Origin of the sequence: Microbacterium sp. NPDC087592, assembly GCF_044743585.1 — a bacterium.
GTDB lineage: Bacteria > Actinomycetota > Actinomycetes > Actinomycetales > Microbacteriaceae > Microbacterium.
Genome location: NZ_JBIUWT010000001.1, coordinates 2367034 through 2378882, shown reverse-complemented (window position 1 = coordinate 2378882; position 11849 = coordinate 2367034). Strand labels below are relative to the sequence as shown.

Here is an 11849-nt window from a genome sequence, read left to right as displayed (position 1 = left end):
TGGCAGGGTGAAGTGATGCGAGGCAACGGAACCAGCACCGGCATCCGCTGGGGGCTGCTCGCCTTCGGCGCCCTCTTCGGGCTGACCTGCGCGGTGCTGATCCTCACCGAGGTGCTGAGCCCGACCCTGTGGTTCACCGTCGTCGCGATGGCCTGCGTGGTGCTGTCTCAGGCGCTCACGATCCGTTCGAAGCGACGGAACCGCTGACGATTCCGCCTGGCGGCTGGCGGCTGACCTGAAGTGGACGCGATGGCGGGAGTCGAACCCGCAACGCCATCAGGTATGAGCTGAGGCCCGGGACCGCCCGGATCGCCGCGATGGGAATGACGTTACCCGGCCGTGATCTGACCCGCCAGGACCGTTGCCTGGGATAACCCTATGAGTCCGAGGATGACGGATGCCGGTCACGCGGCGTCATCGGGCTCCGGGGCGTCGAGGGCGCGCAGCAGCCGGGCGACGGCCTCGCGCAGCTCGCTCCGGTGCGGTTCGGCGAGCGCCACCGCGTACTCGACACCCTCGGGGATCCAGAGCAGTGCATACATGGCCTCGCGCCAGTCCGAGCCTCCGAACGGCCACCGCGTGCGGTCGTCGCCCACCGCCGTCGCTCCCTGCGACCACGGGCCGAAGCGCTCCTGCATCTCGGCGAGCGGCAGCTCCATCACCGCGGCTGCCTCGACCTTCTGCGGCGACCACGACGAGGCGATCAGCACGCGTTCCTCGATCTCCTCGTCGGTGATGTCACGGCGGGCGAACAGCACGCGGGTGTGCTCGACGGCAGCGATGCGGTCGACGCGGAACGTGCGCCAGTCCTCGCGGTCGAGGTCCCAGCAGAGCAGGAACCACTTGCGACCGGCCGGCGCCAGGGCGTGCGGCTCGACCCGGCGCATGCTCTCGCGCCCTTCGCCATCCACGTACCGCAGCCGCAGCCGCTCGGTGTCGCGGGTGGCGAGTGCTATCTCCCCCAGCACCTCGGGCGAGACGACCGGACCGTCGCCGATGCGCGGCGCCTGCACCGACGCGGCGAGCGCGTTCACCCGCTGACGCAGCGCCGACGGCAGCACCTGCTCGAGTTTCGCGAGTGCCGTGAGCGTGACCTCGGGACCGCCGACGAGCTGCTGCGTGGCGGCGACCCGCAGTCCGATCGCCATCGTGACCGCCTCGTCGTCGTTGAGCAGCAGCGGCGGCACCGCACTCCCGGCCTCGAGTCGGTAGCCGCCGGCGATGCCCGGGGTGGACTCCACGCGGTACCCGAGCTCGCGCAGCCGGTCGACGTCGCGGCGCACGGTGCGCTCGGTCACGCCCAGCCGGGTGGCGAGCTCGGTGCCCGGCCAGTGCCGGTGCGTCTGCAGCAGATTGAGCAGAGCCAGTGCACGCGAGGTGGTGTCGGTCATGCGTATCAGATTGCCAGATGATGCGGACAGGATCTGTCCGCATGGGTTTCTACGCTCTCCCCATGAACGAATCCCTCATCGAGACCGAAGGCCTGACCAAGGTCTTCACCGTCAAGAAGTCGCCGGTGCATGCCGTGACCGACGTCTCCTTCACCGCCGTGCGCGGCGAACTCGTCGCCTTCCTCGGCCCGAACGGCGCCGGCAAGTCGACCACCCTGCGGATGCTGACCACCCTCATCCCGCCCACCTCAGGGAGCGCACGCGTCGTCGGCCACGACATCCGCACGGATGCCGCCGGGGTGCGCGCCCGCATCGGCTACGTCGGCCAGCTCACCAGCGGAAGCTTCTCGCAGCGGGTGCGCGACGAACTGCTGAGCCAGGGCGCCTTCTACGGGATGACGCGGAGGGACAGCGCGAAGCGGGCCGACGAGCTGATCGAGTCGCTCGACCTCACCTCCTTCGCGACGCGGACCGTGCAGCAGCTCAGCGGCGGGCAGAAGCGCCGACTCGACATCGCACTCGGGCTCATGCATGCGCCGCCGCTGATCTTCCTGGATGAGCCCTCCACCGGACTCGACCCGCAGAGCAGGGCGAACCTGTGGGAGCACATCCTCGACCTGCGCACGCAGCACGGCACCACGGTCTTCCTCACCACGCACTACCTGGAAGAGGCCGACCGCTACGCCGAGCGCGTGATGGTCATGGACAAGGGGCGCATCATCGCCGACGACGACGCCGCCTCCCTCAAGGCGACACTGGCCGGCGACGTGCTCACCTTCGGGTTCGCGGATGCTGCCGAAGCGGCGAGCGCCCGCGCGGTGGTCGCTCGCCTCAGCTCCGCCGAGGTCACGGTCGAGGGCGAGTCCATCTCGCTCGCGGTGCAGGACGGCGACCGGCTGCTGCCGGTGATCGTGCGCGAGCTCGACGCCGCCGGCATCCTCGTCCGCCGCGCGACCGGCGTCCCGCCCACGCTCGACGACGTGTTCCTCGCCCTCACCGGCCGCACCCTGCGCGACGCCGGCGAAGGAGCGGATGCCACCGGCGACGCATCCGATTCCGCCGACACCAGCACGACCTCCGCGAACAGCACGACCTCCGCGAACAGCACGACAGGAGTCCTCTCATGACCGCCACCGATACGCTCGTGCGCCCGAACCTCGCGCGCGACACCCGCAACGTGCTGACGCGCGAGCTCAAGCCCGTGGTCCGCGATCCGTTCACCCTGATCTTCAGCCTGCTGCAGCCGCTCGTCTTCCTCGGGCTGTTCGCTCCGCTGCTGATCGGCGACTCCGGGCAGCCGGCCGGCGAGACCCTGGCCTGGTTCGTGCCCGGCGTGCTCGTGATGATCGTGCTGTTCGGCACCGGTGCCACCGGTTCGAACCTGCAGTACGAGATGATGACCGGCTCGCACGAGCGCACCCTGGTTGCCCCGCTCGCACGTTCCTCGCTGCTGGTCGGGCGTGCGCTCAAGGAGATCGCGCCGATCGTGGTGCAGGCCCTGGTGATCGTACTGATCGCCTGGCCGTTCGGCTTCGCCGCCGACATCCCCGGGCTGCTCATAGGACTCGCACTGCTGGCCGTGTTCGGGGTGGGCCTCGGCTCGCTGTCGTACTCGCTGGCGCTGGCGACGAAGGACCGGGAGTGGCTGTTCTGGGGCGTGCAGCAGTCGCTGATCTTCCCGCTGCTGATCCTTTCGGGGATGCTGTTGCCGCTGGACGATGCTCCGGAATGGATGCGCGCCGTGGCCTCGGTCAATCCGGTCAACTGGGTCGTGCAGGCCGAGCGGGCGCTGTTCGCCGGAGACCTCGGCGACGTGACTGTCCTGTGGGGGTGGGTCTCTGCTCTCGCGGTCGCGGTGGTCGGGCTGATCGTCGGGGTGCGCGCCATCCGCCGCAGCAACTGACCCGGCCCGACGGTGCGCCGCCCCTGCGAAAACGCAGACGAAGCGGCGCACCGTCGGCGTGTCCATCCGCGACGCGCCGGCGCCAGCACGATGCGTCCGGGTTTCGGCGGCCGACCCCGAGCGTCAGTCGTTCGTCACCACGACCTTGCCCCGGCTCACCCCGGCGGCGAGGTCGGCGAGCGCCTGCGGCAGACGGTCGAACGGGTACGTCTTCGCGACGACGGGGCGGATCGCGCCGCTGTCGACGAGCGCCGTGATCTCGCGCAGCTGGTCGCCGTCCGCATGCATGAAGAGGAACTCGTACCGCACGCCGAGCTTCTTCGCCTGCCGCCGAACCTTGCGGCTGAGCGCCGCGACGGCCAGCCGCACGACGAGGTTCAACCCCTGGGCACGGGCGAACGCGGGGTCGGGCGGTCCCGATATCCCGACGACCAACCCACCCGGCTTCAGCACCCGCAGCGACTTCTCGAGGTTCTCGCCGCCGAGGCCGTCCAGCACGAAGTCGTAGCCCGACAGCTCCTCGGCGAAGTCCTGCCGACGGTAGTCGATCACGACGTCGGCACCGAGCTCACGGACGAAGTCCGCGTTCGCCGCACTGGCCGTCGTGGCGACCGTGGCTCCGAGGTGCGCGGCGAGCTGGATCGCGATGGATCCGACCCCACCGGCGCCGGCGTGGATGAGCACCTTCTGCCCCGCCGTGACCCCGCCGCGCTCGACCAGGGCCTGCCAGGCCGTGAGGGCGACGAGCGGGAGCGACCCGGCCTCGGCCATCGAGAGACCGGCGGGCACGGGGGCGAGATCTTTCTCGGCGACGGCGATCCGCTCGGCGAACGTCCCGATGCGGTCGGCGTCGGGACGGGCGTACACGCGGTCGCCGGGCCGGAATCCGTCGACGAGCCGGCCCACGCGGATCACCGTCCCCGCCACGTCGTTGCCGAGGACCAGGGGCAGGTCGTAGGGCAGGATCTGCGCGAACTCCCCCTGGCGGATCTTCTCGTCCAGTTGGTTGAGCCCCGCCGCCTCGACCCGCACCAGGACGTCGCGGTCACCGACCTCGGGTTCGGCGACCTCCCGCTCCTCGAGCGGCTGCTTGTAGGCGCTGACGACGAATGCGCGCATGATGTTCGACTCCTCCGATGATTCGCGGGATTCAGGCGTTCGCCCGCAGCTGCGGGTAGACGGCTTCGAGCGGGGCGCTCAGCCCCGCCTTGACCTGCACCGAGATCTCATCCGCGAGCACCTCATACTCGTCGCGCTCGGTCGCGTCCAGCACGGCCCGGACGAGGTCGGCCGGATCGGTCTTGGGGTCGGTGACGTGCTCGGCCATTGCGGTGTCGACGTAGCCGACGTGCACCCCCACGACGTGCACCCCCGCCGGGGCGAGCTCGAGGCGGAGCGAGTTCGTCGCCGACCACAGCGCCGCCTTGGTCGCGCTGTAGATCCCGCCGACGGCGTACCAGGCGAGGGCGGAGTGGATGTCGATGATCGCGGCCCCGGGGCGCCCGGCGAGAAGCGGTGCGTAGGCGCGCGCGAGGAAGAGCGGCCCGAGGAAGTTCGTTTCCACGTTCCGACGGATGTCCTCGTCGGAGTGGGTGAGGATTCCCGCGGTCGGCACCGAGGCGCCCGCGTTGTTGATCAGCACCGACACGTCGGGCGCCGCGTCGACGGCGGCACGGATCGACGCGGCATCCGTCACATCGAGGGCGAGAGGGACGACGCGCTCGTCGTCCCAGGTGCGCGGGGTGCGGGCGCTGGCGTAGACCTTGGCGGCTCCGCGCGCGAGCGCCTGGTGGACGAACTGCGTGCCGATGCCTCCGTTCGCTCCGGTGACGAGGACGACGGCTCCGTGGAGTGAAGGCATGGACTGCTCTCTTCTTTGCGATGATGAGTGATAGTTGAGCGTGCGCATAAGCGACTCTCGTCATAACTGAGCGTAATCAGTTTCTATTCCCGGAGGAAGAGCATGTCGACGTCCGCTTCGAACGCCCTCGGTCGTCGCGAGCGCAACAAGCAGCAGAAACTCGAACGGATCACGGCCGCGGCGTCGGAGCTCTTCGCCGAGCACGGCATCGACGATGTCACGACCCAGCAGATCGCCGAGCGAGCCGATGTCGGCACCGGCACCCTGTTCCTCTACGCGAAGACCAAGGGCGAGCTGCTGCTGCTCGTGCAGAACGCGCACTACGCCGTCGCCCTCGAGAAGGGCATCGCGGCGGCCGAAGCGACTCCCGATGCGCGCGCGGCGATCGTCGCACTGCTGCGACCGATCGTCGAGTGCAACCGCGTTCAGGTCGAGAACGGACGCACCTACCTGCGCGAGATGGTGTTCGCCGAACCCTCTGACGGGCACCATGCCGAAGCGCTCCGCATCGTGGGCGAGACCGAGGACGCCGTGGCGTCGATCCTCCGCCGCGACCCGAAGACGAGCGAGGAACGTGCCGCCGCCCTCGCCCGTATCGTGTCCGCCATCATGTTCCTCACCCTGACGGCGAGCACGAACGTCGACCTGACCGTCGACGAGCTCGTCGACGACATCGACCGTCAGATCGTCGCCCTCCTCGGAGGCTGAGACGGCCGGTCAGCGCCGGAGGGAGTCGTCGAACGGGTTCGGCTCGAGCGTGTAGTCCGTCGACGCATCGGACCAGGTGCCGCCGTCGGCCGGGGCACGCCGCGTGCGCACCGCGGCCATCGCGCGAGTCGCGGGAGCCCCCACGGCGAGCGCGACAGCACCCGGCACCGTGCGATCCTCGGCGCCGAGCACGCTCGCCCGATGCCACGCCTCGTGCAAGGCTCCCCCGCGAGCCGCCGGCACACGACGCGCCGGCAATGCCCCGGAACGCCGAAGAGCCACGAGCTGCTCGACCCGCTCCCACCACGTCGACTCGCCCTCGGGATGGAAGTAGTTGTCGCGGAGCCAGTCCGGATGCGGATGCCGGAACCGCCCGGCCACGACCTCGCTGCGACCGCCGAGCAGCCCGCTCCCCACGAACACCGTGTTCAGCAGGCTCTTGCTCACCCCGAAGGAGTCGAGCGCGATGACGGGCACCCCGAGCGCGGTGGCCTCGATTGCGGCGGTCGAGCTCACCGTGACGAGACCGGCGGCCGTCTGCAGCGCGGCGGACATCGAGTCGTATGAGAACACCAGGTTCCGCGGCGGGCGCGACGGCAGCATCCCCGCGTAGGGTTCGCGTTCGAGGTGGGTCTCCGACTCCCCCGGGCGCGACCGCAGCTTCACCACCACGCGTCGCGCGGGCTCGGCCTCCGCCGCCCGCAGCAGCATGGCCGCGATCTCGGCACGCTCGTCCTTCCCGACGGGCACGAGCGCCTGCGCGGCGAACACGATGTCGGTCGCAGGCGGACGTGCCGGTGCCGGGCGCTCGGCGACCGCGATGCCACCGCGACCACCGGACGCGGCGTCGACCCGCATCCGCTCCGGGCGCAGCATCCGCTGCCGGCGCCGGGCGAACGGCAGGGTCGCGAGCGCCACGGGCGTCTGCACGCCGATGCGTCGCCCGAGCTCTTCGAAGGCCCGCACCTCTCGATGGGAATGCACGACCAACAGGTCGGTGTGGCGTCGATAGTCGAGCGCCCCGCGCTGGGCGGGGATCGCCATGCCGGGAAGCCCCGAGACGGTGACCGGTCGATGCTCCAGCGCGTCGATGACGCGCCCCATGAGCCGCACGAACGGTCCGCGCCCGGCGAGCAGCACCACGTCGGGGCGCTGCCCGGCCAGCCAGGCCGCCGTCTCCGCGAACCCGATGCGGGTGATGTCGTCGGGGCCGAGCGTCGTGCCCGCGAGCGCCGTGCGCTGCTGTTCGACACTGGCCGTGAGCGGGGTGCGCACGAGCAGCAGGTGCGGACGCAGGCCCGGTACCGAGCCGAGCAGCGAGGCCGCCCACTTCACGAAGGAGTCGGCGTCCGCGATGGCGACGACGCGGATGCCGGTGGCCTCGGTCATGCTGAGATGCGTCGCAGCTTCGCCATGGGCGCGCGCTCGCTGTCGAACACGCGCTTGACGCCGTCGCCGGTCGCGCGCTCGATCACGCGGATGTCGCGCACCAGGTGCTCGAGACCGGTCGGCTCGAGGGAGGCCGCGTGGTCGGAGCCCCACATCGTGCGGTCGAGCGTGATGTGGCGCTCGACCGCGACTGCGCCGATGGCCACCGCGGCGAGGGAGATCTGCAGGCCGCGCTCGTGTCCCGAGTAGCCGACGGGCACACCGGGGTAGCGGTCGCGCAGGGTGGCGATCACGCGCAGGTTCGCCTCTTCGGGCTCGAGCGGGTAGGTCGACGTCGCGTGCATGAGGACCACCCGGTCGGTGCCGAGCGTGTCGAGCGCCCGGTCGATCTGCTCGATGGTCGACATGCCGGTGGAGAGGATCACGGGCTTGCCGGTCTCGCGCAGGGCGACCAGGAGCTCGGTGTCGGTGAGGCTGGCCGAGGCGACCTTGTGCGCCACCACGTTGAGGTCTTCGAGGAAGTCGACGCTCGGCACGTCCCACGGCGACGCGAACCAGTCCAGGCCGAGCATGGTGGCGTGATCGCCGATCTCGACGTACTCGTCGCGGCCGAACTCGACTCGACGGCGGTAGTCGAGGTAGCTCATGACGCCCCACGGCGTCTCACGCGGAACGTCGCGCATGTGCTCGGGAGTGGAGATCTCGGGCGTGCGCTTCTGGAACTTCACCGCATCGGCGCCGGCGCGGGCCGCGACGTCGATGAGCTTCTTCGCGATGTCGACATCGCCGTTGTGATTGAGTCCGATCTCGGCGATGACATAGGCGGGACGACCGCCGCCGATCACTCGTGAGCCGATGCTGACAGTCATGATTCCTCCGGTCGTCGAGCGCTGGTGCAACCCCTCCCTCCTGACTACGGGCCGAGGATGAACACCGGGCGACGACCGGGTTACCGGCATCGGTCAGCTCGACAACACCCGTTCGATCAGTTCGCGAACAGCACCCTCGCCACCGCGGCGGCTCAGCACGACCCGGGCCTCTTCGATGACGAGCGGATGCGCGTTCGCGACCGCGATGGGCCACCCCACGATCCGCAGCGCCGGTAGATCGTTCACGTCGTTGCCGAGGTAGGCGATGTCGGCGAGGGGCACGTCGTTCTCCCGCGCCCACTTCCGCAGCGCCGTCTCCTTGTCGTCGATGCCGTGCAGGACCGGCACGCGGAGCTTGTCGGCGCGAGCGCGGACGACCGGATTGACCTCGGTCGACAGGATCAGCAGGGGCACACCGGCGCGGCGCAGCAGGGCCACCCCCATCCCGTCCTCGCGGCTGACCCGCACCCGTTCCCCGCCGTCGGCATCGATGATCGCGGTGTCGTCGGTGTGCACGCCGTCGAAGTCGGTCACGACCGCCCGCACCGGGATGCGCCCTGGAACCTCGTGCAGGGTCGCGAGAGCACGGGCGACCCGGAGCTGATCCGCATCGTCGATCTCGATCGCCGTCCACTCCGGCACCGCAGCGATGCGGATCCTGCCGAAGAACCGATGCCGGCTCTCACGGAACCCCGCGGCCCGGAACACGTAGAAGGCGCCGGTCTCGAGGTGGTGCGGCTCCCGGTCTTGCCGGCGCGGGCGGTGCGCGGCCTCGTGGTTGATCGCGACCGCCTCGCCGCGGTCCTCTTCCCGCCACAGGAATCCGTAGGTCTCATGGGCCGCGAACACGCTGTCGGCGCGGTCTGCACGAATCTCCTCCACGGCCGCGGCGAGCGCGTCACTCGGGATGAACGGCGACGTCGCCTGCAGGAACGCCACGATCTCGACCCTCTCTCCGGCTGCTTCGAGCTCGTCGAGGGCATGCAGGATCGCGCTCTCCGAGGTCGCCGTGTCTTCGGCGAGCTCGGCGGGGCGGCGGATGACACGGGCTCCCGCGGTGTTCGCGACCGCGGCGATCTCGTCATCGTCGGTGGACACCACGACCAGGTCGATGCCGGATGCCGCGGTCGCCGCCCGAACAGCACGCTCGACCAGCGGGACTCCGCCCACTCGCTGGAGGTTCTTGCGCGGCACCTGCTTCGACCCGCCGCGCGCGGGGATGATCGCCACCGTGAGGGGCCGCTGCTCGTCCATGTCGTTCATCCTCGTCGTCATCGTCATCGTCGTCATCGTCATCGTCATCGCCCGCGCAGCGCTCGCCAGGCACGACCGACTCGTCGCCGCGCGCCGAGGGCGTGCAGCCGCCACTCCTCGACCCTGCCCACTCCGCCGGCGGGGCGCAATGCACGGTTCAGGGCGCTCTCCCGCGGTGCTCCCGGCAACCGCAGCTCCGCAAGCCGTCGTGGCGCGAAATACCGATCCCGCTCGACCGGGTCCAGGTCGTGCAGCAGCTCTTCGGCGCGACCGCGCAGGTGGGCGGTGTTCTCGGGCTGCATCGCGTAGCCGACCGCGTCGACCAACAGCTGCAAGCGGGCGGGGTCGCCGTAGGGCGCGTCGTCGCGGGTGAGGGCATCGACCAGGGTCACGGGTATGCGGTTGCTGTTCTCGAACGGCGTCAGCGCCGCCAGCACCCGGTCGTTGCCCGCCGATCCGATCGCCCGACCGAAGAGCGTGTGCACGGTCGGCAACGCGGTCGAGAACCCGGCGACGACGGCCAGCGCATCCAGTCGTTCAGCGAGCAGCTCGGCCGCGAGCGGGCCGCGATACTCGACGAAGTCGATCCCGTGCACGTGCGCCCGATCGCGAACCGCCGCGGTCATCAGCGGCGGTGCGGCGGGGTGCGGCTTGAAGACGATGCGCTGCGGAGCCCACCGCGCGGCGCGGTCGATCAGCTGCTTCTGCAGGTCGATCTCCGCGGCGGGCGTCATGAGTCCGAGCGCCGACAGGTACTGGCCGAGGACGAGCACGCTGGGCGGATCGTCGCCGACGCCCGGGTCACCGGCATCCGTCTCCCGCAGTGCCGCCGCGAACACCGAGGGAGGAACCGGCACGATCTCCGCCCGAGGAGACCCGACGAGCGGCCGCACTCCGGGCACCACGTCCGCATGGACCACGCGTTCGATGCGCGCCGCGACCGCATACGGCAGTCGCACCCGCATCGGCGAGTACGTCATGAGGCCGTCCCCCACGATCGTGATCCGCGCGTGCGGGAACAGCGCCATCAGGGTGCGGGCCGGCGCGACCTGCGGGCTCTGCACGAACAGCTCCAGGCCCTGAGGATCGAGTCGCCACGCCCGTACGAGCAACCGCTCCAGGATCGGGAGGTCGGCCTCAGCGGGTTCCCACGAGCTCGGATGCAACGGGCCGAGGACATCTTCCAGCGGCTCGACGCGGTCGAACCGCGCGCGCAGCGGCCCGAGCACGGGGTCGCCCGCGATGCCGACCGCCGTCTCCGGCACCCGGCTCGAGGTGAACGGCACCAGGATGCGCTCCGCCCCGCCGTCGCGGCCGAGGAGCCCGGCGTCGATCGCCGCGGCGGCCGTGGCGAGTCCGTACGCACTGTGCAGCGCGAACAGCTGGGTCATGCCGTGCGCCCCGCCTGTCGGAGAACGCGCGCCAGCACCCGCCGGCGCGGCCCGTCGAAGCGCGTGAGCGTCTCGTCGAGTTCGTCGTCCGGCAGGCGGCGGAGCATGTCCCGGATGCCGCCGCGCATCTCGGCGCGCAGCCGCGGGCTCATCCGACGCGCACGCACCAGGTGGTGGGAACTGAGCGCGAGCGCGGTCCACACGACCTTGGGCAGGAAGCGCTCCGCCTCCGCGTCCTGCTCCACGACGGCGATGACCTCGTCCATTGCCCGGGCGAAGTCGAGCTGGCGGCGATCCCTGGCCTGGGTGAGGGATGTCGCGACACCGCGTCGGTAGAGCAGCGCGGGGGCATCCACGACGGCGAACGACCGCGCGCGAAGATGGAGCCGCCAGATCCAGGGTCGGTCCTCCGCCGTGAACAGCCCCTCGGGGAACCGCGCCAGCCCGTCGTCGAGAACGCGGCGGTGGAAGACACCCGCCCACGCGTAGGGGTAGTCGACCATCGTGGATTCATTCTCGGGCAGGATCGCCTCCCTCGGAACGAGCACGCGTTCACGCCACGGGTGCGGGGCACGCACGAGCGCCCGGTGCGTTCCGCTGACCGTGACGTGGTCGGTGCGGAGGAAGTCGCAGTCCAGTTCGCGCAATCGCGACACCAGCACCTCAAGCCGCCGCGGCTGCATCCAGTCGTCGCCGTCGAGGAAGCAGAAGGCGTCGCCCTCGACCCGTTCCAGCCCCTGATTCCGGGCGGTCGCGAGCCCCCGGGCGATCGGGTTCCGGATGAGCTCGACGTTCGGGAGGCGCTCGGCATACGCGCGCATGAGTGCACCCGTGTCGTCGCGTGAGCCGTCGTCGATCGCGACGAGCTTGAGCGCCGACGCATCCTCGAACTGGCGGGTGAGCGTCTCGAGCGTCGTCCCGATGTACGCGCCGGCGTCTTTCGCGGGCAGGATGACGGTGACGAGGGGTGTGCGCACGGAACTCCAGGGACGGTGGTGTCCCGGAATCGTGCCAGACTGCCGTTGCCGCGCGGCGACGCGGAGGTGAACGACCGGTGTCCGCACAAGCAGCCGAGGCACGCAG

Annotated in this window: 12 protein-coding genes and 1 tRNA gene; 4 read left to right on the top strand and 9 right to left on the bottom strand. The window is 70.6% G+C overall.

The annotated features are described in order from the left end of the window. The first annotated feature begins 15 nt into the window (after nt 1–15). Entirely contained in the window at nt 16–207 is a 192-nt protein-coding gene (locus tag ACIOTO_RS11405; RefSeq protein ID WP_400857896.1) for a hypothetical protein, read from the top strand. Nucleotides 208–241: 34 nt separating this feature from the next. Here ACIOTO_RS11405 and ACIOTO_RS11400 read toward each other — a convergent pair. Together ACIOTO_RS11400 and ACIOTO_RS11395 are read right to left on the bottom strand one after the other, a co-directional pair. Continuing rightward, nucleotides 242–317 (bottom strand) — tRNA-Met (locus ACIOTO_RS11400). Nucleotides 318–404: 87 nt separating this feature from the next. Beyond that, entirely contained in the window at nt 405–1391 is a 987-nt protein-coding gene (locus tag ACIOTO_RS11395) for a helix-turn-helix transcriptional regulator (RefSeq protein WP_400857895.1), read from the bottom strand. 62 nt (nt 1392–1453) lie between these two features. On the opposite strand from ACIOTO_RS11395, the gene ACIOTO_RS11390 reads away from it, so the two are divergent. After that, nucleotides 1454–2518 (top strand): ABC transporter ATP-binding protein, encoded by a 1065-nt coding sequence (locus tag ACIOTO_RS11390; protein WP_400857894.1) that lies wholly within the window; start codon nt 1454–1456, stop codon nt 2516–2518. Then, complete coding sequence (locus ACIOTO_RS11385; protein WP_105710476.1) at nt 2515–3294, top strand: ABC transporter permease; 780 nt, start codon at nt 2515–2517, stop codon at nt 3292–3294. The genes ACIOTO_RS11390 and ACIOTO_RS11385 overlap by 4 nt, the downstream gene beginning before the upstream one ends. A gap of 123 nt (nt 3295–3417) precedes the next feature. Here ACIOTO_RS11385 and ACIOTO_RS11380 read toward each other — a convergent pair whose 3' ends face one another. Together ACIOTO_RS11380 and ACIOTO_RS11375 are read right to left on the bottom strand one after the other, a co-directional pair. Continuing rightward, entirely contained in the window at nt 3418–4413 is a 996-nt protein-coding gene (locus ACIOTO_RS11380; RefSeq protein ID WP_400857893.1) for an NADP-dependent oxidoreductase, read from the bottom strand. Between the two features lie 31 nt (nt 4414–4444). Further along, nucleotides 4445–5155: an SDR family oxidoreductase gene (locus ACIOTO_RS11375; RefSeq protein ID WP_400857892.1), complete on the bottom strand. Its 711-nt coding sequence runs from the start codon at nt 5153–5155 to the stop codon at nt 4445–4447. A 102-nt stretch (nt 5156–5257) separates the two neighbouring features. Between ACIOTO_RS11375 and ACIOTO_RS11370 the strand changes: the two genes are divergently transcribed. Next, nucleotides 5258–5863, top strand: a complete 606-nt coding sequence (locus ACIOTO_RS11370) for a TetR/AcrR family transcriptional regulator (RefSeq protein WP_400857890.1) — start codon at nt 5258–5260, stop codon at nt 5861–5863. A gap of 9 nt (nt 5864–5872) precedes the next feature. Here ACIOTO_RS11370 and ACIOTO_RS11365 read toward each other — a convergent pair whose 3' ends face one another. The 5 genes from ACIOTO_RS11365 to ACIOTO_RS11345 all read right to left on the bottom strand — a co-directional run bounded on the left by ACIOTO_RS11365 (nt 5873) and on the right by ACIOTO_RS11345 (nt 11743). After that, complete coding sequence (locus ACIOTO_RS11365; RefSeq protein WP_400857888.1) at nt 5873–7252, bottom strand: DUF6716 putative glycosyltransferase; 1380 nt, start codon at nt 7250–7252, stop codon at nt 5873–5875. Further along, nucleotides 7249–8121 carry an N-acetylneuraminate synthase family protein gene (locus ACIOTO_RS11360; protein WP_029260868.1) on the bottom strand — a complete coding sequence of 291 codons (873 nt, stop codon included), beginning with the start codon at nt 8119–8121 and terminating at the stop codon, nt 7249–7251. Before ACIOTO_RS11360 ends, ACIOTO_RS11365 begins: the two co-directional genes overlap by 4 nt. Before the next feature lie 93 nt (nt 8122–8214). Continuing rightward, entirely contained in the window at nt 8215–9402 is a 1188-nt protein-coding gene (locus ACIOTO_RS11355; RefSeq protein WP_400857887.1) for a cytidylyltransferase domain-containing protein, read from the bottom strand. Between the two features lie 17 nt (nt 9403–9419). Then, nucleotides 9420–10766 carry a polysialyltransferase family glycosyltransferase gene (locus ACIOTO_RS11350; RefSeq protein ID WP_400857885.1) on the bottom strand — a complete coding sequence of 449 codons (1347 nt, stop codon included), beginning with the start codon at nt 10764–10766 and terminating at the stop codon, nt 9420–9422. Further along, on the bottom strand, nt 10763–11743 hold the full coding sequence (locus ACIOTO_RS11345; RefSeq protein ID WP_400857884.1) for a glycosyltransferase family 2 protein: 981 nt from the start codon (nt 11741–11743) through the stop codon (nt 10763–10765). The genes ACIOTO_RS11350 and ACIOTO_RS11345 overlap by 4 nt, the downstream gene beginning before the upstream one ends. Between the last annotated feature and the right edge of the window lie 106 nt (nt 11744–11849).

Bases quoted from the DNA above. Each gene is read 5' to 3' on its own strand.
- ACIOTO_RS11405 (WP_400857896.1), top strand. From the start codon at position 16: ATGCGAGGCAACGGAACCAGCACCGGCATCCGCTGGGGGCTGCTCGCC.
- ACIOTO_RS11395 (WP_400857895.1), bottom strand. From the start codon at position 1,391: ATGACCGACACCACCTCGCGTGCACTGGCTCTGCTCAATCTGCTGCAG.
- ACIOTO_RS11390 (WP_400857894.1), top strand. From the start codon at position 1,454: ATGAACGAATCCCTCATCGAGACCGAAGGCCTGACCAAGGTCTTCACC.
- ACIOTO_RS11385 (WP_105710476.1), top strand. From the start codon at position 2,515: ATGACCGCCACCGATACGCTCGTGCGCCCGAACCTCGCGCGCGACACC.
- ACIOTO_RS11380 (WP_400857893.1), bottom strand. From the start codon at position 4,413: ATGCGCGCATTCGTCGTCAGCGCCTACAAGCAGCCGCTCGAGGAGCGG.
- ACIOTO_RS11375 (WP_400857892.1), bottom strand. From the start codon at position 5,155: ATGCCTTCACTCCACGGAGCCGTCGTCCTCGTCACCGGAGCGAACGGA.
- ACIOTO_RS11370 (WP_400857890.1), top strand. From the start codon at position 5,258: ATGTCGACGTCCGCTTCGAACGCCCTCGGTCGTCGCGAGCGCAACAAG.
- ACIOTO_RS11365 (WP_400857888.1), bottom strand. From the start codon at position 7,252: ATGACCGAGGCCACCGGCATCCGCGTCGTCGCCATCGCGGACGCCGAC.
- ACIOTO_RS11360 (WP_029260868.1), bottom strand. From the start codon at position 8,121: ATGACTGTCAGCATCGGCTCACGAGTGATCGGCGGCGGTCGTCCCGCC.
- ACIOTO_RS11355 (WP_400857887.1), bottom strand. From the start codon at position 9,402: ATGACGATGACGACGAGGATGAACGACATGGACGAGCAGCGGCCCCTC.
- ACIOTO_RS11350 (WP_400857885.1), bottom strand. From the start codon at position 10,766: ATGACCCAGCTGTTCGCGCTGCACAGTGCGTACGGACTCGCCACGGCC.